We start from the raw sequence: 21,668 nt of genomic DNA, 5'->3' as shown, positions 1-21,668 counted from the left end.
CACCTCCCGGCCCCATTTTGACCGTTGTGAGGGTCATGTCTCGTTTGGCGCCCCTCGATCATGGGCTCCAGCCCTTCGCTGTCGTGGACGTTGACTGGCGTGCGGTGTCGCTGCCAGACGTGGCCGCGACACCGCCCGGCGCCGGCTCCCTCGCCGGCTGGACCCACTCTCGGCGCCCGCCGGGCGTTCCTCAGAACCTTTTCCGGGCATTCGCGTCACAGCAGCGGCCGTTGCGGGTCGAAAAGAGTCCAGGCACCACGCACACGAGCCACGGCAGGAAGGCCACCATGACCACGCAGACCCCGACGCCCACCGAGGACACCCCTGCACCCCCGACGGGCCGCACCATCGGCGCGGCAGACGGCCATCAACCTCGATCTGGTCGTCGCGTAAAGCGTGCCCAACACCGATGTGGCCGGCCGCCCGCCGACGAAGAGTCCTCCACGACCGAGGCACACGTCGCCTGGCGGCACCCGGTGTGTGCGGACGACAGCTGATCCAGGTGGGAGGTGGACGAGCGTGAACCCCACGTCCATAGGGGTGATCATGGAAATGGCCCTGGCTTTCGCGGGGCTCTTCGGCGGATTCGCCGCGTTCCCGCTCGTGGGCGCGCTCGGCCTCTTCGGCCGGGCGGCAGGCCGGTGGGGCGAGGGCGGCGGCAGTGTCGGGGACGTACGGGACGCGTTCGAGCGGAGCCGCCGATGACCGCCGCCACACAGCGGGGTACCACGACGGTCACGGACCAGGCCGTCCGCAAGATCGCCGAGCGGGCCGCCGACGAGAGCGCGACGGCTCAGGCGCCGGGCACGGCGGCATCCGCACACGCATGCCGGGCACGGGCGAACCTCGACGTGTCGCTCCCCTGCCCGCCGCCGCCGGCCGAGACGGTCCACAGTCCGCACGAGCATGTCGCGGACCACACAGGGGAGTTGACCGGAATCGACGTGACATCCGCACGGATCAGGGTGACCTCGCTCGCTCCCGCCACAGGCGTCGGCCAGGAGCATCGGTCCGCGCCCGCCGACCGTGCGCCGCGACGTCTTTCGTCCCGGCGCCGCGTGCCGGCCGCCGTACTGAGCGCCGTGGCCACCGCGGTGTGCGGCGTCCTGGCTCTGGATCTGGTCCTGGTGCACGCAGCGCATCACTCCACGGCCCTGTGGCGTAGCGAAACCGTCCGCCGGCTGTCCCAACACGGGCCGGGCGACCGGTCGGTGACCGTGGCGAGCGGTCTGACGGTCCTGCTCGGCCTGTGGATGATCGTGCTCGCCGTCACCCCGGGACTGCTTCGGCGCAGGACCGTACACTCCCCTGCCCCGCGAGTCGCCGCAGCCGTGGACCGCCCGGTCATCGAGTCCCTGGCACGGGACGCCGTGGGCGGCGTACCGGACGCCGGCACCGTCCATGTCAGCGGCCGTCGCCGCCGACTCTCGGTGCGGGCCTCGCTCCTGTTCGGGGAGCGCTCATCGGCGAATGCCGCCGTCACCGCCGCGGTCGACTCCACGCCGGCGTCCTGCGGCCCGCGCCGGCCTCACCGGCTACGCGTGCGCCTCACCCCCGCGGCCGTCCCGAAGCCCCCGACACCCAACACGCCGTCAACTCAGGCCCACACACCTCCCGCCCTCGGCACGGTCCCGGGAGGCGAGGCGTGATGCGGCAGTCCCGTACCACCAGCAACCGACCCGTGATCGGCAGTACAGGACCGGCGCTCCTGACGCCGGGCGGATGGCTCGCCCCCTTCGATACCACCCTCGCGCAACTACTGCCGGCTCGACGGCCCGAGCCCTCGGCCGCTCACGATGTCCTGCCGGACGCCGACCGACGGGTACCGCTGCGCGACGCAGTCCGGCGGACTCCCGCCGTCTTGGCGGCCGCGATCGCGCCCAGCGTGCTCTTCAGGTGCCGGTTCCTCGCACAGATCGGTTCCCGGCCGGCGCAGCCGGTGTCACCGGACACACCCAAAGCCCCCGTTCGGGCACCGGCGCTCGCCGAGGCACTGGCGGCGCGGGCCATGCCCGGTGACGCCCGCAGCCGAGCACGGGTCCTGCCCCACTCCCGACGCTGCCTGGTGGTACGGCTGCGAGTCCGGCGCGAACCAGACACCTCCCTGCGGGACATGCTGCCCCACCTGTGCGCGCTGCCCGCCGAGGCCAGGGAGTCCGCCGCACCGTACAGCGCTCACACCCGCCTGCGCCCCAGCGCCGTATCGAAACACGTGCCCCATGTCCGCTGACCCCTACCCCGGCGGCACCCGCCGCGTGCTCCCCCGTCCCGGCCACCCCCGGCCGGTCGACACCTGGTGGCCGGCTCTGCGGCAGACACCAGTGTCGCTGTGGAACGACGACATATCCGACTACGCCGCGGCCCTGACGTACTACGCCATTCTCTCCGTGCTGCCCGCGCTGCTGGTGACGGTCCTGTCGTTCGGCCTGATCAGCCCTGGCACTGCGCGGGAGTTCGTCACCCAGGTCACCGCGTACGCGCCTGCAGAGTCGGCCGACGACCTGCACGCCGTCCTGTCGCGGATGCTGGGCGCGGACGGCACGGCCTGGCCGCTGCTGGTCGCCGGGATCGTGAGCGCGCTCTGGTCCGCCTCCAGCTATCTCGCCGTCTTCCGTCGCGCCCTGCATCGCATGCACCGCGTCGAGGACCAGCGCTCGCCCTGGCGGCGGGCCCATCGCATCCTGCTGACCGCGCTCGCGCTGCTGGTCCTGCTGTTCACCGGCTCCCTGGCCCTGCTGCTGACGGGGCCGTTGGCCGGGCACCTGGGCCAAGCGCTGGGTCTTCGTGCCACGGTGGCCTGGGGTTGGAACGTGTTGCGCTGGCCACTGCTGCTCTTGCTGGTGGCGCTGCTGGTCATCATCGTCTTCCACACCGGCCCGACCGCGGCCCGTCAGCGCGCGAACAGTCTGCCCGGCGGCCTCCTGGCGGCGGTCCTGTGGCTGACCGTCTCCAGCGGCTTCGCGGTGTACGCCTCCACCCTGAGCACGTACAGCAGGCTCTACGGCTCCCTCGCCGGCGTCGTCGTCTTCCTGATCTGGCTGTGGCTGTCCAACCTCGCACTGCTCAGCGGCGCCCAGTTCGCCGCCGAACTGAGCAGAGGCACCACGCAAGGCACCACAAGGGGTCCGGACTTGTAGCACGTCATCGCCGCACGGTGAAATGAAGTCCCGCCGGCGACGACGGCTCACGCCGGTCATCGCACGGGTCCACGGCACCGGCTCGGCATCGACGAGAGGCTCGCGGACCCGGTCGGAATGCGGTTCACGACAGAGGGCTCGGCTCCCGACCCGATGTACGTCGCCTACGGCTTCTCCCCGCGATGCCCTCCTCGGCCCGGTCCTCTACGACGGTCACAACTAACGTCTCTGCTACGCCATCCAGACCACCAGCTGCGACAGCGGCTGGGACGGCCTGCCAGTCCGGCTTCTCCAGCAACTCCTGGCTCGTGGCCCCGGGCCTGGAGACGATGGACGACTCCGCGAGTACCGCCCAACGCGAGCACGCCGCAGCCGTCGCAGAGCCGTCACCTCGAAAGGCACGATGACCACCCGCTGCCGAGCAACCGTGCGTGGCACCCGAGTCAGAACGCCGTATGTGCGAACCAGCGCTCCAGGAGCCCGGTGTCCCCCGACACCTTGAAGACCGGCTCCCGGTAGGACCGGCGTCCGTAGAGCAGCAGCAGGAGGTCCGCGGCCGGCGCCTGCACGGCCGCGTCGTCCGCCGCCCCAAAACCGCTCTCGCCGCCCGCCACCGGCCGGAAGCCGTCGGGCTCCAGCCGTACCCGCCACTCCTCGCCGACCGCGCCATCGGCGCCCGTGCGCCCGAACGCCAGAACCTCGCCACCGCCCCGCAGTTCGGTGACCCCCGGCGCGAAGAGTCCCGCGTAGGGGAGGTTGACCAGGAACTCGTCGACGCCGTCCGCGGCCAGCTCCGGGTCGACATCCGCGTCGCGACCGACGGCACGCTCCGCGTCCACCCGGTGCACCAGCGTCTCGAACAGCATCCTCCGGGCCCAGAACCGCGCATGCGGGTCTGCGCCCCACGTCCACATCGCCGCACCGGGATCGGTGTCCCGCAGCACAGCCGCCACCGAAGGCGCGCCTGCCGTCAGCCAGTCGGCGTAGTCCCGCACGTCCTCGGGAAGCCCCAGCTCGACGTCCCGATCGCGAGGAGCCTCCTGCACCCGCCGGGACAACAGGACGCAGAACCAGCGCTGCAGCGCTCCCACGTGCCGGGCCAGATCGGCCATGGTCCAGCCGGGGCAGGACGGCACGGCGCCGGCCGGGTCGGCGTCCCGCACTGCGTCCGCGAACCGGCCGGTCTCCCGCCCGATCGCCTCAATGTAGGTGTCATACGGCAGGGGGTGCCCCGCCGGGTTGGTCGTCGTCATCAGTAGCCGCCGCTCCGTGCCATGCTCTCGATCTCAAGGTCAGTGTGGCGGCTGGAGCGCACTCGAACGTTAATCGGCCCCAGGGGCCGGCCTGAGGACAGCTCGAAAGGGACGCCCGCGAACCACAAGGGCATTTCCTGATCTCGACGGGCACCCTGAGGAACCCCGGTAATACCAGGTCCGACGGCTGCCGGCGCTTCTCCCACCGCAGTCACCCCGACCACCCCGGCGGCCGGCGCCACAGGCGACTGCGTTGACGTGCAGCAAGGATGCTCGGCTGCCGTTGCCGCACAAACGGCGATGTACTGACTGCCACTTCAGCTGCTTCCCGTCCGCGGCCTCGACCAGCTCGTTCGCACGACACTGCTGCCCCCTCAAAACGAGAGCCGACCGCAGGCTTCAGCGGGTTCCGGTCGGGGGCTGCCGGGCCGTGAGAGCGATCACCACGGTAACGGCGAGGGCACCGCATCTGAGTTTACTTTCTTATACTCAGAAGGTAGCGTCACCGGTACAGCGATCCGGCTGCCGCACGGACACCTGTCACGGCACCCATCTGAGAAGGAGCGCCACCATGGGCGTCAGCCAAGAAGCACACGAGTTCGCGGAGTTCCTCGCCGGCGTGAGCGCGAAGTCCGCGACACCGGGTCTCGGCCTGAGCGTCGTCCGAGACATCGTCGACTCGAACCACAAGGCGTCGACCGAACCGGAAGGCGTCACCTACGCCGAGGTCGACGCGGACGGCGTAGCCGCCCTCTGGGCCATCCCCGAGGGCGCCGACCCCGACAAGGCGCTGCTCCACTTCCACTTCGGCGGATCCGTCACCGCCTCCATGCACTCCGACCGCAAGGCAGCCGGCCACATCGCGAAGGCCGCCGGAGTCCGATCCCTGGTCGTGGACTTCCGCCTCGCGCCGGAGCACCCCTACCCGGCACAGCTCGACGACGTCGAGACGGCTTACCGGTGGCTGCTCTCCCAGGGCTACGAGCCGCGGAACATCGGCAGCACCGGCCACTCCATCGGCGGCACGCTCGCGATCATGCTGGCGCTGCGTCTGCTGGCCATGGGCGAGCCCACCCCCGGTGCGATCGTCAGCGTCTCGCCCTGGACCGACCTCACCCTCCAGAACCCGTCGGTGGACGCCAACGAGGCGAACGACAAGATGCTCAGCCGCGCCACCCTCGAGCTCTTCCGCGGAGCCTGGGTGCAGGACCCCGCCATCGAGCCCGCCGACCCCCGGGTCAGCATCGCCAACGCCGACCTGACCGGTCTGCCGCCCACCCTCGTCTACTACGGCGAGTACGAGACCCTTGCCGACGACGGTGCCGAACTCGGGCGCCGGCTCGCCGACTTCAAGGTCACTTCCGAGACCAACGGGCTCCCCGAGGGGCAGCACTCATTCGTCCTGGGCGCGGGCCGCGTGCCCGAGGTGAACGCTGCGATCGACCGGATGGGTCAGTGGCTGCGCACGTACCTCGGCGCCTGACCAGAGCCTGAGGGCGGGGACCGCAGACAGGGGCTCGCCCACCATGACGTGACGCGTTGCCGGTGACCGGGAATCCGGGTCACCGGCATTCTGCTCGGCCATTGCGGCCAATCTGAGGTATGCGTGGAGGCAGCGTTCTGCACGCCGCCCCTCCCCCCGGTCCCTGGACGCCACAAAGGAGTGCGCAATGGGAAAGTACGAGGACGTCTTCCGCACCAGCACCGAAGATCCGGAGAACTTCTGGCTGACGGCGGCGGCAGGCATCGACTGGGATGTCGCTCCGCACCGCGCCCTGGACGACTCCGGCGCACCCTTCTACCGCTGGTTTCCCGACGGCCGGCTGAACGTCTGCTTCAACGCGCTCGACCGGCACGTCGACGCGGGCCGCGGCGATCAACCTGCACTCGTCCACGACTCCCCCGTGACCGGCACCCGGCGCACCTACACCTACTCCCAATTGAGGGACGAGGTGGCGGCCTTCGCCGGAGGGCTCGCGCAACTCGGTGTGGAACAGGGCGACCGAGTGGTGATCTACATGCCGATGGTCCCCGAGGCCGCCATCGCGATGCTGGCCTGTGCGCGCATCGGCGCCGTGCACTCGGTGGTCTTCGGCGGGTTCGCCCCGCACGAACTCGCCCTCCGCATCGACGACGCCGCCCCCAAGGTGGTCGTCTCCGCCTCCTGCGGCATCGAGGGCAAGCGCGTCATCGCGTACAAGCCGCTGCTCGACCGGGCCATCGAACTCGCGGTCCACAAGCCGGAGAAGAGCGTGATCCTGCAACGTCCGCAGGAGCGGGCCGAGTTGGGGGCCGACGATCTCGACTGGGCCGACCTGGTCGCCGCGGCACCACCGGCCGACTGCGTTCCCGTCCGGGCGAACGCGCCCCTGTACATCCTCTACACGTCCGGAACGACCGGGAAACCGAAGGGAGTTGTCCGTGACAGCGGCGGCTACGCGGTCGCCCTGCACTGGTCGATGGGCGCCGTGTACGACGTGGGCCCGGGCGAGACGATGTTCACCGGCTCGGACGTCGGCTGGGTCGTCGGCCATTCGTACATCGTCTACGCCCCGCTGCTGGTCGGCGCGACCACGATCCTGTACGAGGGCAAGCCGGTCGGCACCCCGGACGCGGGGCAGTTCTGGCGCGTCGCCGCCGAGCACCGCGTCAAGACGATGTTCACCGCGCCCACCGCTTTCCGGGCCATCCGCAAGGAGGACCCCAAGGGCCTGCTCGCCGCGGACCACGACCTGTCCGGCCTGCGCCACCTCTTCCTCGCGGGCGAGCGCCTCGACCCCGAGACGTACCACTGGGCGAGCGCCCTTCTGGACATCCCGGTGATCGACCACTGGTGGCAGACGGAGACCGGCTGGCCCATCGTCGCCAACCCGGTCGGCATCGAGGCCGCGCCCGTCAAGCCCGGCTCCCCCACCCGCCCGCTGCCCGGCTGGGACGTCCGCGTCCTCGATCCCTCGGGCGATCCGGTGCCCGCGGGCGTCGACGGCGCCATCGTCGTCAAGCTCCCCCTGCCGCCGGGCGCGCTTCCCACCCTGTGGAACGACGACGAACGCTATGTCGCCTCCTACCTCTCCGCCTTCGACGGCTACTACCTCACCGGCGACAGCGGGCACATCGACGACGACGGCTACGTCTTCGTCATGGGCCGTACCGACGACGTCATCAACGTCGCCGGACACCGGCTGTCCACCGGCAGCATGGAGGAAGCCCTGGCATCTCATCCCGATGTCGCGGAATGCGCCGTCATCGGCGTCGCCGACGCTCTGAAAGGGCAAGTGCCGCGCGGTTTCGTCGTCCTCAAAGCCGGCATCAGCCGCGAAGCGAGCGATGTCGAGGCCGAACTCGTCCAGCTCGTACGCGACCGCATCGGTGCCGTCGCCTCGCTCAAGAGCGTGGCGGTCGTGGCCGCCCTGCCCAAGACCCGATCGGGAAAGATCCTTCGCAAGACGATGCGCGGCATCGCCGACGGCCTCGACGAACCCATCCCCTCCACCGTCGACGACGCGAGCGTCATCGAGGCACTCCGCCCTGTCCTTCGACGCACAGGCCGCGCCGTATGACCGTCCATCTACTCCTAGATGATCTATTCCAAGGGGTTCAGTGGTTCGTGCGTAAATACCGCTCGCCCACGGTCAGGTGCTGTCCGGTGCTGCGGATGCCAGCCGTGCCGCTGGTGGTAGTGGTGCGTGCCGAGGGCAGGCTTCGAACGCCTGGATCGCCAACCCTGCGAAGCGCCGGGAGGCCTTGACCTGCCCGGCTGTTGATGTGGCGTGGATCCCCTTGTTGGCCATGAGGATGAGAATCAGGTCGTCCAGGACGAAGTCGGACCGCAGGCGCCCCGCCTCCTTGGCTCGCTGAGCCAGTTCGGCGACTGCTTTCACCGTGTACTCACGGCCTGCGGCGACACCCTTCATCTCCGGGTAGGTCGACAGGAAGGCTTCGGTGAAGCCCCGATCGCGTGCGTGCAGCTCACAGATCCTCTCGATCACCAGGCACAGGCCACGCCACGGATCAGGATCGGCGCACCCCTCGTCGACAATGGCGCGACATGCATTCAGCTGGTCCGCGAAGACCTCGGCGACCAGCGTCTGCTTGGTCGGGAAGCGACGGTACAAGGTGGCAGGTCCCACCCCGGCACGCCGCGCGACCTCCCGCATCGGCACGTCCAGGCCATCGGTGGAGAACAGCGCTCGGGCCGCGTCGAGGATGCGTTCGCGGTTGTCCAGCGCGTCGGAACGCAGCGTGTGAGGCAAACGGTCGGTCACCACTCTCACTTTAGCTAAGCGGACGGGGGCGTCCGTTACCGTCCGAGACGCAGAAGCTCTCGTGCTTGAGCTGTCCGGGAACCTGGAGACCACGTTGAAGGCGATCTCGATCCAGACGTTCGGAAGTCCTGACGGTCTGGCTGTTGTCGGCCTGCCGATACCCGCACCTGCTGCGGGGCAGGTACTGATAGCCACCGAGGCGGTGGGCGTCGGTGGTGTCGACACCCTGATCAAAAGCGGAGCTCTGGCCGCCTACGGCTTCAAGGAGGGCCACATCCCGGGCAGCGAGGTGGCGGGCACCGTGACCTCGGTCGGCGACGGCGTCGACGCGTCGTGGATCGGCGAGCGGGTGTGGGCCTTCACCGGCACCGGCGGAGGCTACGTCGAACAGGCCCTCGCGCCGGTCGAGGAGGTCGTTCCCCTGCCCGCGAACCTGTCCTCAGTCGCTGCGGTAACACTCGGCAGCTCCGGCGTGGTGGCCCACTTCGGGCTCCGCCACGCCCACTTCGCTCCCGGGGAGACAGTCCTGGTGCGTGGTGCGGCCGGCAGCATCGGGATCATGACAGTGCAACTCGCCGCTCGCGGCGCCGCCGCCGCAGTGGCGGTCACCACCTCCTCGGCCGAGCGCGGCGAGCGGCTGCGACGCCTCGGCGCGACCCACGTGCTGGACCGCTCCGGCGACGGAGGGGAACCATCACCCGCGGGCTATGACGTCATCATCGACGTGGTGGCCGGCAAGGACATGCCGTCGTTCTTCGACCGCCTCAACCCGAACGGCCGCATGGTGGCCGTGGGCGCTGTCGCAGGCCAGCCACCGGCGGATTTCGGTACGAAGATCATGGCGGCGTTCCAGAAGTCGATGTCCTTCGCCGCTTTCAGCGCAGCCACCGTCACCACCGCCGAACGGCGTGCCGTGCGGAGCGAGCAGTTCGCCGCAGCGAGCCGGGGCGAGATCGAAACAGTGGTGCACGAGGTGCTGCCACTGGACGCAGCCGTGCTGGCGCACCGGAAAATGGACGCGGGCGAGGTCTTCGGCAGGATCGTGCTGACACCGCAGTCGAAGGTCTGCTGAAGGGTTCGCCGCAGTTCGGGCCCTGGCGGCCGGGGGCATGCGCCGCAGCTCAGCGACGCCGAGCTGGTGACCCTGGCGATGATGCAGGCCATGCTCGGCGGTGTCATCGCCCGCTCCCGGGTGTCCGCTCGCACGCCGGTCAGTGCGCCGTCCTGGTGTCCCCTTCGTGCTCGATGCCCAGGAGGGCGAGGGCGTTGTGGATGCCCTGTTCGAGGACTTGATCAGCGAGCTGCGGGTCGGCGAGGGCCCGTGAGAGCTGGAGTGTGCCGGCCATCATGGCGTACGAGCTCAGCGCCATGGGGCGGACCGAGAGCGGGTCGTCCGGCGCCAGGCGGGCGGCGATGCCGTCGGCGACCACCAGGACGCCCTCGGTGTACGCCTGCTTGGTCGGGTGTGTGCAGCGCCCAATCTCGTCGAGCAGGGCGGCGGAAGGGCAGCCGACGTCACGGCTGTCACGGTGCCAGGGGGACAGGTACCAGCGCACGATCTGTTCGAGGCCGGCGCGGCCCGGTTCCGCGTGCGCGACGATAGTCGCGTTCTGGGCCTGCAGCTGGTCGGCGATCGTGGTGGCCACCAGGTCGTCCTTGGACGTGAAGTGGGTGTAGAAGGCGCCGTTGGTCAGCCCGGCGTCCCTCATGAGCGCCGCGATGCCCGAGCCGTCGATGCCGTCCTCCTTGAAGCGACGGCCCGCCGTCTCGATGATCCTCTGCCGGGTGGCCTGCTTGTGCTCTCTCCCGTATCGCACCACACACTCCTCTACGTACCGGGCGGGCAACTCGCCCTCCATCGGCTCCTCCAACGTATTGTATTGTGAACGTAATTCAATAGCTCTGAATTCCGGCACCCTCGCGGCCGGGGCGGGGCCACGGCCTCTCGGTCCCCGTCGCGCTGGACCGCTTGCGCCGCCGGTCCACGTTCGACTCCACGGCCGACCACGAACTCCGCTCACTACAGGGACCTCCTTGCGCGCCGGGGGCACTCATGCTTAATATTATGACCGTAATGCAATAACCTCGGGGCTCGGCGCGGTGGATTCCGAGGTGATCGGAGCGCGCCGGAAGCCCCTTGGGTGGCCCCAGGGGTCGAGAAGGTGTCGAGCGATCCGAGCGGATCGGATCGTCGGCCTGGTTCACAACTCCGGCTCGCCTCCTCGAGCGCCGGCCAACGACAGCGGCTGCACAGGCCCAGCACGTCTGCCCGTGTGCCGCGTGAGCAGACCCGCCAGAACTGACGGGCACCCGCCAACAAAGAAGGACGTCATGAGCACATATCTGGCCGACACGGCCGAGAACCTCACCGTGGAGGGGCCCTCCGCGACCTTCACCTACCGGCGCATGGGACCGCAGGGCGGCGTCCCGCTGGTCCTGCTGCAGCGTTTCCGCGCGACCATCGACTGGTGGGACCCGGAGTTCCTGGACTACCTGGCGGCCGACCACGACGTGATCGTCTTCGACAACGTCGGCGTCGGCTACACCACCGGAGAGCCGCGCGACTCCCTCGACGGATTCGCCGAAGGCGCCGCCGAGTTCATCGAGGCCCTCGGCCTCACGCAGGCCGACCTGCTCGGCTGGTCCCTTGGCGGCTTCGTGGCCCAGCGCCTGGCCGCGCGCCGCCCGGAGCTGGTACGCAAGATCATCGTGGCGGGCAGCGGCCCGACCGGCTGGGTGCCCGGTGCGCCCGAGGCGAGCGAGAAGGTCCTGGGCATCATGGCCAAGCCCGACGCCGACCTGGAGGACATGCTGTACCTGTTCTACCCGGAGACGGACGCGGCCCGCGCCTCAGGGCACGAGCACTTCACCCACGTCGCGACCCGGCTCGCCGCCGACAGCCCCGCGGTCACCGAGGCGACGGCGCAGGGCATGCTCGCCGCGATCGGCCAGCTCCTGGCGGCCCCCTTCGACGAGGTACGGGCCGAACTGGAGTCCATCAAGCATCCGGTCCTGTACGCCAACGGCCTGCACGACGTGATGGTCCCCGCCCACGCGTCCTACGTCGCCGTCCAGCACCTGGCCGACGCCACCCTCCTCCTCTACGGCGACGCCGGCCACGCCTTCCTCTTCCAGCACGCCAAGGCCTTCACCAAGCAGGTGGCCGACTTCCTCGCCTCCTGAGCACGCCAACCCGCGCCACCGATCCAGAAGCCCGGCGGCCGATCAACCATCGTGCAAGCGCCGCCTCACGGCTGTGAGGCGGCGCTTGCACGATGGTTGATCGGCGTCGCCATCGAGGCTGGGCAGTCGGTGCGCACCGGCGACGTGACGATACTGGATTGCCGGTTCCGAGTAGTTCACCTGCGAGGCGGCCCACGGCGTTCTGTCCCAAGTCTCCGAAGTCGAGGAGAAGCGGGCCCGGAAGCGCCGCGCCAGATCCGCCCCAAGTGCACTTGGGCATGCGCCGTACCGGCGGCCCGGGATCGGGGCTGAGGCGGGCGTTGTCGAGACGATGCAGGCTCCGGCTGAGCCCTCGTCCGGGATTCCGGGGCGCAGCCAGGCGTCGCCGTCACGTCGGCATCGATGTCCTGACCGTCGTTGTCACCGCTCCGGGGCCGGACGTTCACGACTCGCCGGTCACGATCAGCGTCTCGTGGCCGTCAGCGTAGGTGAGCCGCTCCTGCCCTGGTGGTGCGTTGCGCCATGCGCCATGGCGCATGGCGGAACTCGGGATTCCACAGCTGCGCATCCAGTTCGGCTCCCCCACTTGCACCCTGATTAAAGTACGGTCATACTTCAATAGTCGACGGGTTGTTCAGGGACCTGATCCAAGGGGTTTCCCACTTCCCGGGGCTCCTCTGACCGCCGACACCGGACTGCAAGTCGCAGCCGGGAGACCGGGAACCGCTCCGCGCCCACCTGCGAGGAAGCAGAAATCGGCCCACAGTGGCGGTAACCACACATCGAAGGGCACGACCGTGAACACACACGAAACGCGAGGCGACGTGGTGACGTCGTACAAGAACGCACAGACCCGCACCGTCACCGCCGACGGAGTGACCTTCGCCTACCGCGACCTCGGCCCCCGGACCGGCATGCCGGTCATCTTCATCACCCACCTCGCCGCGGTCCTGGACAACTGGGACCCCCGGGTCGTCGATGGAATCGCCGCCAAGCACCGGGTGATCACGTTCGACAACAGGGGCGTGGGCGCGTCCACCGGCAAGACGCCGAAGACCATCGAGGAGATGGCCAAGGATGCCGTCACCTTCATCCGGGCGCTGGGCTTCGAGCAGGTGGACGTCCTCAGCTTCTCGATGGGCGCCATGATCGCCCAGGTGATCGCCCAGACCGACCCGCAGCTCATCCGCAGGCTGATCCTCGCGGGCACCGGTCCGGCCGGAGGCGAGGGCATCAAGAACGTCACCCGGATCTCGCACTTCGACACCGTCCGGGCGCTGCTCACCCTTCAGGACGTGAAGCAGTTCCTCTTCTTCACCCGCACCCCGAACGGGATTCGGGCCGGCAAGGAGTTCCTGGCCCGCCTCAAGGAGCGCACCCAGGACCGGGACAAGGCGATCCGCCCCACCTCCTACTTCTCCCAGCTCAAGGCCATCCACCGCTGGGGGCTGGCGCAGCCGCAGGACCTCTCCCGCATCCAGCAGCCCGTGCTCGTCGCCAACGGCGACAACGACAGGATGGTTCCGACATCGAACTCGGAGGACTTGGCCCGGCGACTGCCCAACGCCGAGCTGGTGATCTACCCCGACGGCGGCCACGGCGGCATCTTCCAGTACCACGAGCAGTTCGTGCCGACGGCTCTCGAGTTCTTCGGCCGGCCGTAGGGCCGCGGTGCGGTCTGCGTACGGACCGAGGACGCCGACTCAGAGCTGTGACGCCCCGCGGGCGTCACGGCTCTCGGCACCTGTTCGACGTAACCGACCTGCCAGCGGAGGATCGCCGCATCGGTGTCACTTCCGAGATCACGCCTGTCCCGGCGACCGCCCGTTCACACTGACGGCCGGAATCGCGGGTGCGTGGCAGCGGCGTCCCGGCCCTTGCCAGGTGGTCAGCCAGCCGGTGTCGACTGCTGTTGCACGAAGGTGAGGGCGTTCTCGATTCCCTGCTCGAGGACCTCGTCGGAGAACTTCCGGTCGGAGAGCGCGCGGGACAGCTGCAACGTTCCCACCACCATGGCGTAGAGCCCGATGGCCTTGCCGCGCGCGGACTGCGGATCCGCGGGTGCCAGGCGGGCGGCGAGCTCATCCACGATGGCCCTGGCGCCGTCGGTGTAGGCGTCCTTGGTCGCGTCACCGCAGCGGCCGATCTCGTCGAGCAGGGCGGCGGACGGGCAACCGTCACCGGGGTTGTCCCGATGCTCGGGCGTCAGATACCCGCGGATGAGATCCTCAAGTCCCTCGCGGCCGGGCCGGAGCGTGTCGTACTGCTTGACCTGCGCGCGCAACTGCTCGGCGACGACATGGGCGACGAGGTCGTCCTTGGACTCGAAGTGGGCGTAGAAGGCTCCGTTGGTGAGCCCGGCGTCCGACATGAGCGTGGAGATGCCGGAGCCGTCGATGCCGTCCTGCTTGAACCGGTGGCCGGCCCGCTCGATGATGCGTTGCCGCGTCACCTGCTTGTGCTCCTTGGTGTAGCGCGCCACAGTGCTCCTCCGTCAGCTTCGCCGGGCCATTGCCTCTTCCCCATCGTAATCTATGGTCTGATGCATGTAATATTACGGTCAGCAGGTGATTTTGCGGTCTGCTGCGATCTCCGGCACATCCGGACGCAGATCCACGATGCCGACCCGGGCACCGCGGGAGAGAAGGGCCCGGGCCGTGACGCTGCCGAGTCCGCCGGTGCCGCCGGCGATCAGGACGACCTTGTCGGCGAGTTCGAATGCATTGAGGCGGATGTCTCGTCTTCCGTCATGGGATGGGGCCGAGTCCCCGTCCGGTGCGGCGAGTCCGGATCCAAAGCCGCGGGGCGGGACCTCGTCGTCATCGCCGGCGTCACCGCTCGCGTCTTGAGCGCATGTGCCCCGCTGCCTGGCTGCGCCGCGTGCACGCCGAAGCGCCCGGGGAAGGCGACTCCCCCGGGCACCAGGCGCTCTGGTCAGGCGGCGTAGGTGGGGTAGTCGGTGTAGCCGGCCGCGCCACCGCCGTAGAAGGTGGCCGGGTCGGGGGTGTTCAGGGGCGCGCCCGCACGGATGCGCTCGACCAGGTCGGGGTTGGCGAGTGCCATGGAGCCCACGGTGATGACGTCGGCGATGCCGTTCTCGATGTCCTTGGCGCGGGTGGCGATGTCGGTGCCCGCGCGGTTGAGGAGCAGCGTGTTCGGCCACAGCTCGCGCAGCGTGCCGAGGAGTTCCTCGTCGCCGCCGTGGGCGAGGTGCAGGTAGGCGAGGTCGAGGGGGGCGAGGGCGCGCACGAGGTGCGGATAGAGCTCGTGAGTGTCGTCCTCCACGAGGTCGCCGAGCTGGAAGGGGTTGCCGGGAGAGAGCCGGATGCCGGTGCGGTCGGCTCCGATCTCGTCGGCTATGGCGGTGGCGACCTCCACCGCGAAGCGGGTGCGGTTGTCGAGGGAGCCGCCGTACTGGTCGGTGCGCTGGTTGGTGTTGGCGGCGAGGAACTGATGGACCAGGTAGCCGTTGGCGCCGTGGATCTCGACGCCGTCGGCACCGGCCGCGATGGCGGCCGCGGCGGCCCGCCGGAAGTCGTCGACCGTCGCGGCGACCTCCTCGGTGGACAGTGCGCGCGGTTCCGGCATTTCCTGCATCCCGGAGCCGGTGAACGTGAGGCCCCCCGGCTTCATCGCGGAGGGGGCCACCGGCTGCCGGTGGTGGGGGGTGTTGTCGGGGTGGGAGATCCGCCCGACGTGCATGAGCTGGATGACGATACGCCCGTCGGCCCTGTGTACGGCGTCGGTGACCTTGCGCCAGCCGGCGATGTGCTCGTCGGTGTAGATGCCCGGCGTCACCGGGTAGCCCTGGCCGTCGGCGGAGGGCTGGGTGCCCTCGGTGATGATGAGGGCGTGCGAGGCGCGCTGGGCGTAGTACTCGGCGTTGAGCTCGGTCGGCACGCCGTCCGGGGTAGCCCTGCTGCGGGTCAGGGGGGACATCGCCAGACGGTGCGGCAGAGAGATCTTTCCGGCGACGGTCGGGGTCCACAGGCTGTCGAGCATGCGTGTTTCCTCAGGTTGTTGATGGTGCGGGTGGCGGACATCCGGCAGACCTACGCCCCGGGCTGTGATCCGATGAGGCATCCGCCGTGAGCATGGATAATTGACGTACGTCCGTACTTCTTGACTGGGCGGCGGACGGCGCAGGGATGGCCGGGAAGGCCGTCGGCCGAGGACGTGCCGTTCGCCTTGGCGCGCAGCTGGTTACTCATCGAGGAACTGAAGCGCGTGCTTCAGGAACCGCTCGGGGTACTGGAAGTGCGCTGCGTGCCCGGCGTCGGGGTAGATCAGCAGTTGGGCGTTCGGGATGTTCTGCGCGAGGTGCCAGGAGTTGATCGAGGCGATCATCACGTCGTTCGTGCCGTTGAGGACCAGTGTCGGCTGGGTGATCGCGTTCAGGAAGGCGTAGGGGTTCTCGCCGGGCAGCGGTTCCCCGTAGGCGGTGAACGCTTCGAACTGTGCCTGCCCGACTGCGGGCGAGCTCGGCGGGTCCTGGTCGGCCCGCTGGTGGCGTCGCTCCCAGAAGGCCCGGCCGGCTTCGACCGCGGCCTCGGAGCGGCCGAAGAACAGGAAGAGGAAGTCCTCCAGGCTGTGGACCGGATTCAGAGCCACCTCGGGCACCTTGGGGTCCATCGTCGGGTCCCCGCCGCGCAGGCCGGTGCCGAGCAGAAGGAGCTTGCGCACCAACTGCGGGTGGCGCAGCGCGACCTCCTGCACCTGCAAACCGCCGATGGAGAAGCCGAGCAGATCGACCTGCTCCAGCCCCAGCGCCCGGATGACCACGGCGATGTCGTCGGCCATGTCCTCCATCCGGTTGCGCGGGGTGCCGGATGAGGAGGCGATGCCGCGCCCGTTGAAAAGGATGACCTCTCGGCCTTCGGCCAGGCTGTCGGTGAGCAGGGGGTCCCAGTGGTCCATTCCCCCGCGGAAGTGCTGGACCAGGAAGATCGGGACGCCGGAGGGCTTGCCCCAGCGGCGGTAGGCGAACTGGTCGCCGTCGACCTCGATGTACTGGGTCGGTGCGGTCACATGCTTGTCAGTCATGACCTGGGCCTTTCTAGTGGGAATGAGCAGCACGATGACGTTCATAATCTAAAAAGTCAACCCCTTAGATGTCGATCGACATCTATGTATGCTTGATGGCGGAGCGCCGGCCGAGGAAGGGGTGGCTGGACATGCGAGTGACCAGGGCACAAGCGGAGCAGAACCGTGCGCACATCGTCGCGACGGCGGCCAGGCTGTTCCGTGAGCGCGGCTATGACGGTGTCGGCGTGGCGGAACTGATGGCAGCCGCCGGGTTCACCCATGGCGGGTTCTACAAGCACTTCCGCTCCAAGGCCGACCTGATGGCCGAAGCGTCCACGAGCGGGCTCTCGCAGATCGCGGCACGGACGGAAGGCCTGGACCCCGCCGAGTTCGTCGAGCGCTACGTCTCCCGGGAGCATCGCGACGGGCGCGGTGACGGTTGCACCATCGCGGCCCTCAGCGGCGACGCCGCACGTCAGTCGGCAGACATAAAAGGAGAGTTCGCCGCCGGGATCGAGCAATTGCTGACGGCCCTTCAGGCCCCAAGCGACACACCGGGGGATGCGGACCAGCGCGCGTCCCGCACCACGCTGATCGACATGCTCGCTCATTCGGTCGGCGCGGTCGTGGTGTCGCGGGCATGCCCCGACGATTCTCCGCTGGCGGACGAAATCCTCGATGTCTGCCGCAAGGAGATCCTCGCGTCGCTGGCACACGGCAGCGACGGCCAGCCGGCGGCACTGAGCCCAGAAGCCTGAGCTTGTCCTACGGTTCTGGCGCCGGCGGGCTTGATGGCCTGGGCTGTTCAAGAGCCGGTGCCGATGGTCCCGTGCGCGATCGAGCCGCAGATCCCCGTTCTCGCAAGTCACGCCTCTGTACTGCGAGAGCGAGCCATCAGATGGCCCGGCCGTCATCGCGCGACACTACTGTCAGACGGAATCTTTCAGCTGCGGGGACGAGTCCTCCACCCGCAACACATAGGCCGCGGCGACGGCGTAGGAAGCCTCGATGACAAGAACGGCGATCAGCACCGCATGGGGCCACCCATCTGCCACGATGCTGACCACGCGCCCCACAGCCAGGCCGCTCATGAAGGTGAACAGCGTGATGAGCGAAGTCCTGGTGTAACGCGTGTTGAAGGCTCCCAGACAGAACAAGATCGCCACGGCTACGAACAGCGAGCCGGAACCGCTCCTGAAAATGTTCGCCTCCGATGGCGACTGGATGTCGACACCGTAGACGTCGAGCAAGAGGTGGGGGGCCAAGAGATAGATCAACCCGATCACGGCGATCCCAAGGCCCGCCGAACCAAGAACCATCTTCTTCAGACTCATCTTTCTGATACCTCCGGTGTGGGAGCTCATCGAAGAAGCTCCGGAACATGCGGCACGAACTGCTCGTGGTGCGGGACGACACCGCCATGGCCGGCACCGGGGTAGATCCGAAGTGAGGCGTTGGGCAGGTGATGCGCGCCCGCCGGGGAGCCGGCGGGCGGGACTGCCGTTGAGGCGTACCGGCCGCCAGAGGGACCCTGGTGGGTCGGAGATGGAACCAGTCGAGGGTGTCGCGGCGCCTACGGGAGCCCTCTGGGGCGCTGCGGTTGGCTTTGTTCACGAGAAGCGACAGCAGATGTTCACCATCTCGGGAGGCGGTCACGAGGGTGCGGGGTTCGAATTGTTCACGAGCTGCGGCAGCGCCATTGCCGATCCTCAGTGGCGGTACGCGGCTGTCGCGATCTCGATGAATGATCGGGTCAACGGGTTGGTATCTCCTTCGTTACACGCCGCCACCACTCGGCTCGGCGCCATGTCAGTCAGCGGCACCACGGTCAACTCCCCGGGCAGGTCGTGTCCGAGCGGGGCCAGGCCGACCGTGCCGTTCCACAGCACAGCCTGCAGGCATTCCTGGACGGCGCGCACCACTGGTCCCTCCCGCGGCCTGCCACCGTTCCAGTACGACTGCCAGATGGGATCTGTGCCCTGCGGGAACTGGAATCATCGACGGTCGCGCAGCTCGGCCAGGCGCAGCGCATCGCGGCGGGCCAGCGGATCATCGGCGCGCAGGACCACGCCGACCGCATCGGTCCGCAGCGCACGCACCTTCAGGGCGGTCTCGTCGAACGGCGCCCGGGTGAGGGCGACATCGACCAGTCCAGCGCGCAGTCCACACGTCGGATCAGTCAGGTCGGTGTCGCGGATTCGGATGTCGACTCCGGGGTGCTTGCGGCGGTAGGCCGCGGCCAGCCTGGCCACTGCCGGGTCGGTGGCGTCGCCCAAGATGCCGACGGTGATGGTCGCGGCGCCGGCTGCTGCGCTCACGCGCATACGGACGCGGTCCGCGTGGTCGAGTAGCGAAGAGCAGAGCCCCGACCTCGGCCTCCAACTGCTTGATCGCCCGGCTCAGCGCCGGCTGACTCATGTGCAGTCGGGTGGCGGCCCGGCCGAAGTGGAGTTCCTCGGCGACCGCCACGAAGTAGCGCAAGGTCCGTAGCTCCACACTGCGACGATACCCATGAGGTATCGGCTCCGCTGAATGGGTCTTGGACACCGGCGAGGTCCCGGCGGTGCACTCGTGACCATGACCGAAAAAGCCAAGACCAGCGAGCCGCAGACCGACCCCGCCGTATCGGTGGTGGGTCCCCACGACGGCGAGACGATCGTTCTGGGCACCACGCGCATGCGCGTTCTCGAGGACGGCAGCCACACCGGGCACCGCCTCGCGATCGCCGAGTCCGTCCTCGCCCCGCACACGCAAGGTCCGCCGCAGCACCGCCACGGCCAACACGACGAGGGCTTCTACGTTCTCTCCGGCACCGTGCGGTTCACCGTCGGGAACGAGGACTACGACGCCACCGCGGGGACGCTCGTCATGGTTCCGCCCGGCACCCCGCACACCTTCGCCAACCTGAGCGACCAACCCGCCGTCATGCTCAGCACATTCACCCCCGACCTGTACTTGCAGTACTTCCGAGACCTTCAGGAGGTGCTCGCCGGCGGTCGGCCGCTGACGCCGCAGGCCAACATCGACGCGATGAGCCGCTACGCGACTCAGCCCGCCGCCGACCTCGCCTGAAGCCGAAGGGACGGGGAGCGGCCTCGGGCGACGGACCGGCCGCCTCCAGGGGCTTACCCGGCAATCGACGCACTCGACAGGCCCCGTGAAACGGGGCCCTGGTGAACGGGAACCATGAACATCGCCTATTGGATCGCCGCGGGACTGCTCGCGCTCTTCTACTTCTACGCAGGCACTCTGAAGGTGATCCGCAGCCGCGATCAACTCCGACCGATGATGCCCTCAGGGCGCTGGGGGCGGTCGAAATACTCGGCGCGGCCGGTCTGATCCTGCCACCGCTGACCGGCGCCGCTCGCTGGCTGGCAACGGCCGCAGCCATCGGCTTCGTACTTCTGCAGACCGGTGCGATCGCCGTTCACCTGACCGGCGACGACCGCCGGATCACACTCAATGTCGGACTCACCGCCACCGCGGCTGTGACCGTCTGGATGGCCACCAGGTCATGATCGTTGGCTCAGTCCTCGACCTGCCGGGCCAGCCGCCTCACGGCCGCTGTCACTTCTCACGAACATCGAACACGCCGCCGTCCACGCGCTGCCCGGCGAGGCGGGCGTACATCTGCTGTCGAAACTCGCGTACAAAGCGACGCGGTCGGTGTTGGCGCGGCCGGGGGCGATCAGAGGGCTTCGCTGACCCTGCCGATGTACTCACCCAGCTGGTACTCGACGTCGAGGCCCTTTTCGGCAACCAGTGCGCCGAGTCCCACCGCACGCGCGGCGAATCCCGGCTGCGTCAGGGTGCCCGCGAACTCGCCGAAGGCGGCGACCAGGTGGGCGTCCGGCGGCAGTGTCGCCCGGTTTACCTGGGACTTCGCGGTCGCCAATGCCTGCCGGTCGAAGGAGGCGAGGCGGGCGACGGTCGCGTCGACGAAGGAGTCGAGTTCCGCGTCGGGCAGGGTCCGGGTGACCCACCCCCAGCGTTCGGCCAGGTCGGCGTCATAGTCGGCGCTGGTCAGGATGGCCTCCAAGGCGCGGTCGCGGCCGATGGAGCGCGGCAGCCGCTCGGCGCCGCCTCCGCCGGGGACGAGGCCGAGGCCGACCTCGGGCTGGCCGAAGAACGCCTTCTCGCGGCTGGCGTAGCGCAGGTCGCAGGCGAGGGCCAGCTCGTTGCCGGCGCCGCGGGTACGGCCCCGGATGGCCGCGATGCTGACGAACGGAGCCTTGCTCAGCCGCAGGACCATGTCGGTCCACAGCGGGTTGTCGTCCTCGTGCTCGGGCACGGGAAGGTCGGCGGCCGCGGCGGCGTCGAAGTGGTTGATGAAGAAGTCGGGAAGTTCGCTGGCGAAGACGACGACCTGGATGTCCGGGTCGTTCTCCAGCTCCGAGACAATCTTGTGCAGCGTCACGATGGACTCGGGAACCACCAGGTTCACGGGGGGATTTGAGAACGTGATCCTCGCGGTCCGCGGGGTCGTCCGCTCCAGGCGGATCGTGCTGGGCTGGCTCATGGCGTGGTTTCCATTTCGTAGGGGCTCGGGCTTGCATGACCGTGATCGCGTCCGGCGACCACGGAGGTGTTGCGCCTGGCGGGGTGCAGGTGTCGCCGACTTGTCCGTCGGAGCGGCGTCGGCTGGGGCGAACCACCGGCCAGCCGATTTCGTATGGATGGTCGACCGGCGAACCGCAGCCGTCGAGACCGTCCGGCGGCGCAGGAGAGTGGGAAAGGTCAGGCGCGCGGAGGAGCTCCTCGCTCTTGAGCGAGGCCGCCGCCGAGGTCTTGGCGGATGGGGGGGA

Annotated in this window: 18 protein-coding genes and 3 pseudogenes; 12 read left to right on the top strand and 9 right to left on the bottom strand. The window is 69.0% G+C overall.

Annotated elements, in window-relative coordinates; genetic code table 11:
* The first annotated feature begins 519 nt into the window (after positions 1–519).
* The 3 genes from CRP56_RS42370 to CRP56_RS42360 all read left to right on the top strand — a co-directional run bounded on the left by CRP56_RS42370 (position 520) and on the right by CRP56_RS42360 (position 3,137).
* The gene (locus CRP56_RS42370; RefSeq protein ID WP_097273374.1) at positions 520–705 is read left to right on the top strand and encodes a hypothetical protein; all 186 of its coding nucleotides are present in this window, start codon (positions 520–522) and stop codon (positions 703–705) included.
* Positions 702–1,649: a DUF6286 domain-containing protein gene (locus CRP56_RS42365; protein ID WP_097273372.1), complete on the top strand. Its 948-nt coding sequence runs from the start codon at positions 702–704 to the stop codon at positions 1,647–1,649. Before CRP56_RS42370 ends, CRP56_RS42365 begins: the two co-directional genes overlap by 4 nt.
* A 570-nt stretch (positions 1,650–2,219) precedes the next feature.
* Entirely contained in the window at positions 2,220–3,137 is a 918-nt protein-coding gene (locus CRP56_RS42360) for a YihY/virulence factor BrkB family protein (RefSeq protein ID WP_097273370.1), read from the top strand.
* A gap of 443 nt (positions 3,138–3,580) precedes the next feature.
* On the opposite strand, the gene CRP56_RS42355 is transcribed toward CRP56_RS42360, so the two are convergent.
* Positions 3,581–4,390 carry a maleylpyruvate isomerase family mycothiol-dependent enzyme gene (locus CRP56_RS42355; RefSeq protein WP_097273368.1) on the bottom strand — a complete coding sequence of 270 codons (810 nt, stop codon included), beginning with the start codon at positions 4,388–4,390 and terminating at the stop codon, positions 3,581–3,583.
* A 571-nt stretch (positions 4,391–4,961) separates the two neighbouring features.
* Here CRP56_RS42355 and CRP56_RS42350 point away from each other — a divergent pair.
* Together CRP56_RS42350 and CRP56_RS42345 are read left to right on the top strand one after the other, a co-directional pair.
* Positions 4,962–5,873, top strand: a complete 912-nt coding sequence (locus CRP56_RS42350) for an alpha/beta hydrolase (protein WP_097273366.1) — start codon at positions 4,962–4,964, stop codon at positions 5,871–5,873.
* 187 nt (positions 5,874–6,060) lie between these two features.
* Positions 6,061–7,950: a propionyl-CoA synthetase gene (locus CRP56_RS42345; protein WP_097273364.1), complete on the top strand. Its 1,890-nt coding sequence runs from the start codon at positions 6,061–6,063 to the stop codon at positions 7,948–7,950.
* Between the two features lie 72 nt (positions 7,951–8,022).
* On the opposite strand, the gene CRP56_RS42340 is transcribed toward CRP56_RS42345, so the two are convergent.
* On the bottom strand, positions 8,023–8,655 hold the full coding sequence (locus CRP56_RS42340) for a TetR/AcrR family transcriptional regulator (RefSeq protein WP_097273362.1): 633 nt from the start codon (positions 8,653–8,655) through the stop codon (positions 8,023–8,025).
* Positions 8,656–8,749: 94 nt separating this feature from the next.
* On the opposite strand from CRP56_RS42340, the gene CRP56_RS42335 reads away from it, so the two are divergent.
* Positions 8,750–9,727, top strand: coding sequence for a zinc-binding dehydrogenase (locus CRP56_RS42335; RefSeq protein ID WP_179851364.1), 978 nt, complete (start codon positions 8,750–8,752; stop codon positions 9,725–9,727).
* Positions 9,721–9,826 (top strand): annotated as a pseudogene (locus tag CRP56_RS49480) (IS982 family transposase); the annotation flags it as partial. The gene CRP56_RS42335 and the pseudogene CRP56_RS49480, both read left to right, overlap by 7 nt.
* Positions 9,827–9,866: 40 nt before the next feature.
* Here the strand turns inward: CRP56_RS49480 and CRP56_RS42330 are convergent.
* Positions 9,867–10,475 carry a TetR/AcrR family transcriptional regulator gene (locus CRP56_RS42330; protein WP_097275058.1) on the bottom strand — a complete coding sequence of 203 codons (609 nt, stop codon included), beginning with the start codon at positions 10,473–10,475 and terminating at the stop codon, positions 9,867–9,869.
* Between the two features lie 511 nt (positions 10,476–10,986).
* Here CRP56_RS42330 and CRP56_RS42325 point away from each other — a divergent pair.
* Both CRP56_RS42325 and CRP56_RS42320 read left to right on the top strand, forming a co-directional pair.
* Positions 10,987–11,838 carry an alpha/beta fold hydrolase gene (locus CRP56_RS42325; protein ID WP_097273360.1) on the top strand — a complete coding sequence of 284 codons (852 nt, stop codon included), beginning with the start codon at positions 10,987–10,989 and terminating at the stop codon, positions 11,836–11,838.
* Between the two features lie 797 nt (positions 11,839–12,635).
* The gene (locus CRP56_RS42320; RefSeq protein WP_097273358.1) at positions 12,636–13,502 is read left to right on the top strand and encodes an alpha/beta fold hydrolase; all 867 of its coding nucleotides are present in this window, start codon (positions 12,636–12,638) and stop codon (positions 13,500–13,502) included.
* Positions 13,503–13,726: 224 nt separating this feature from the next.
* On the opposite strand, the gene CRP56_RS42315 is transcribed toward CRP56_RS42320, so the two are convergent.
* From CRP56_RS42315 to CRP56_RS42305, 3 genes are all read right to left on the bottom strand, one after another.
* Positions 13,727–14,320 carry a TetR/AcrR family transcriptional regulator gene (locus tag CRP56_RS42315; RefSeq protein ID WP_097273356.1) on the bottom strand — a complete coding sequence of 198 codons (594 nt, stop codon included), beginning with the start codon at positions 14,318–14,320 and terminating at the stop codon, positions 13,727–13,729.
* Positions 14,321–14,772: 452 nt separating this feature from the next.
* The gene (locus CRP56_RS42310) at positions 14,773–15,840 is read right to left on the bottom strand and encodes an alkene reductase (RefSeq protein ID WP_097273354.1); all 1,068 of its coding nucleotides are present in this window, start codon (positions 15,838–15,840) and stop codon (positions 14,773–14,775) included.
* A 201-nt stretch (positions 15,841–16,041) separates the two neighbouring features.
* On the bottom strand, positions 16,042–16,881 hold the full coding sequence (locus tag CRP56_RS42305; RefSeq protein WP_097275056.1) for an alpha/beta fold hydrolase: 840 nt from the start codon (positions 16,879–16,881) through the stop codon (positions 16,042–16,044).
* Positions 16,882–16,949: 68 nt separating this feature from the next.
* On the opposite strand from CRP56_RS42305, the gene CRP56_RS42300 reads away from it, so the two are divergent.
* Positions 16,950–17,621, top strand: a complete 672-nt coding sequence (locus tag CRP56_RS42300; protein ID WP_257041775.1) for a TetR/AcrR family transcriptional regulator — start codon at positions 16,950–16,952, stop codon at positions 17,619–17,621.
* Between the two features lie 171 nt (positions 17,622–17,792).
* Here CRP56_RS42300 and CRP56_RS42295 read toward each other — a convergent pair whose 3' ends face one another.
* On the bottom strand, positions 17,793–18,197 hold the full coding sequence (locus tag CRP56_RS42295) for a DUF4345 domain-containing protein (RefSeq protein ID WP_179851264.1): 405 nt from the start codon (positions 18,195–18,197) through the stop codon (positions 17,793–17,795).
* 375 nt (positions 18,198–18,572) lie between these two features.
* Positions 18,573–19,359, bottom strand: a pseudogene (locus CRP56_RS49175) (LysR family transcriptional regulator).
* Positions 19,360–19,440: 81 nt separating this feature from the next.
* Between CRP56_RS49175 and CRP56_RS42280 the strand changes: the two are divergent.
* Together CRP56_RS42280 and CRP56_RS42275 are read left to right on the top strand one after the other, a co-directional pair.
* Positions 19,441–19,935, top strand: a complete 495-nt coding sequence (locus tag CRP56_RS42280; RefSeq protein WP_179851263.1) for a cupin domain-containing protein — start codon at positions 19,441–19,443, stop codon at positions 19,933–19,935.
* Between the two features lie 114 nt (positions 19,936–20,049).
* Positions 20,050–20,381, top strand: a pseudogene (locus CRP56_RS42275) (DoxX family protein).
* Positions 20,382–20,551: 170 nt separating this feature from the next.
* Here the strand turns inward: CRP56_RS42275 and CRP56_RS42270 are convergent.
* Positions 20,552–21,382: an enoyl-CoA hydratase/isomerase family protein gene (locus CRP56_RS42270; RefSeq protein ID WP_097273348.1), complete on the bottom strand. Its 831-nt coding sequence runs from the start codon at positions 21,380–21,382 to the stop codon at positions 20,552–20,554.
* Positions 21,383–21,668: the final 286 nt, after the last annotated feature.

It is taken from the genome of Streptomyces sp. TLI_55, assembly GCF_900206255.1.
GTDB lineage: Bacteria > Actinomycetota > Actinomycetes > Streptomycetales > Streptomycetaceae > Streptomyces > Streptomyces aquilus.
This window is presented reverse-complemented; position numbering and strand designations above follow the sequence as displayed.

What these genes read in the sequence shown, in the direction of transcription:
- CRP56_RS42365 (WP_097273372.1), top strand. Translation starts at nt 702, where the DNA reads ATGACCGCCGCCACACAGCGGGGTACCACGACGGTCACGGACCAGGCC.
- CRP56_RS42360 (WP_097273370.1), top strand. Translation starts at nt 2,220, where the DNA reads ATGTCCGCTGACCCCTACCCCGGCGGCACCCGCCGCGTGCTCCCCCGT.
- CRP56_RS42355 (WP_097273368.1), bottom strand. Translation starts at nt 4,390, where the DNA reads ATGACGACGACCAACCCGGCGGGGCACCCCCTGCCGTATGACACCTAC.
- CRP56_RS42350 (WP_097273366.1), top strand. Translation starts at nt 4,962, where the DNA reads ATGGGCGTCAGCCAAGAAGCACACGAGTTCGCGGAGTTCCTCGCCGGC.
- CRP56_RS42345 (WP_097273364.1), top strand. Translation starts at nt 6,061, where the DNA reads ATGGGAAAGTACGAGGACGTCTTCCGCACCAGCACCGAAGATCCGGAG.
- CRP56_RS42325 (WP_097273360.1), top strand. Translation starts at nt 10,987, where the DNA reads ATGAGCACATATCTGGCCGACACGGCCGAGAACCTCACCGTGGAGGGG.
- CRP56_RS42310 (WP_097273354.1), bottom strand. Translation starts at nt 15,840, where the DNA reads ATGCTCGACAGCCTGTGGACCCCGACCGTCGCCGGAAAGATCTCTCTG.
- CRP56_RS42305 (WP_097275056.1), bottom strand. Translation starts at nt 16,881, where the DNA reads ATGACTGACAAGCATGTGACCGCACCGACCCAGTACATCGAGGTCGAC.
- CRP56_RS42300 (WP_257041775.1), top strand. Translation starts at nt 16,950, where the DNA reads ATGTCGATCGACATCTATGTATGCTTGATGGCGGAGCGCCGGCCGAGG.
- CRP56_RS42295 (WP_179851264.1), bottom strand. Translation starts at nt 18,197, where the DNA reads ATGAGTCTGAAGAAGATGGTTCTTGGTTCGGCGGGCCTTGGGATCGCC.
- CRP56_RS42280 (WP_179851263.1), top strand. Translation starts at nt 19,441, where the DNA reads ATGACCGAAAAAGCCAAGACCAGCGAGCCGCAGACCGACCCCGCCGTA.
- CRP56_RS42270 (WP_097273348.1), bottom strand. Translation starts at nt 21,382, where the DNA reads ATGAGCCAGCCCAGCACGATCCGCCTGGAGCGGACGACCCCGCGGACC.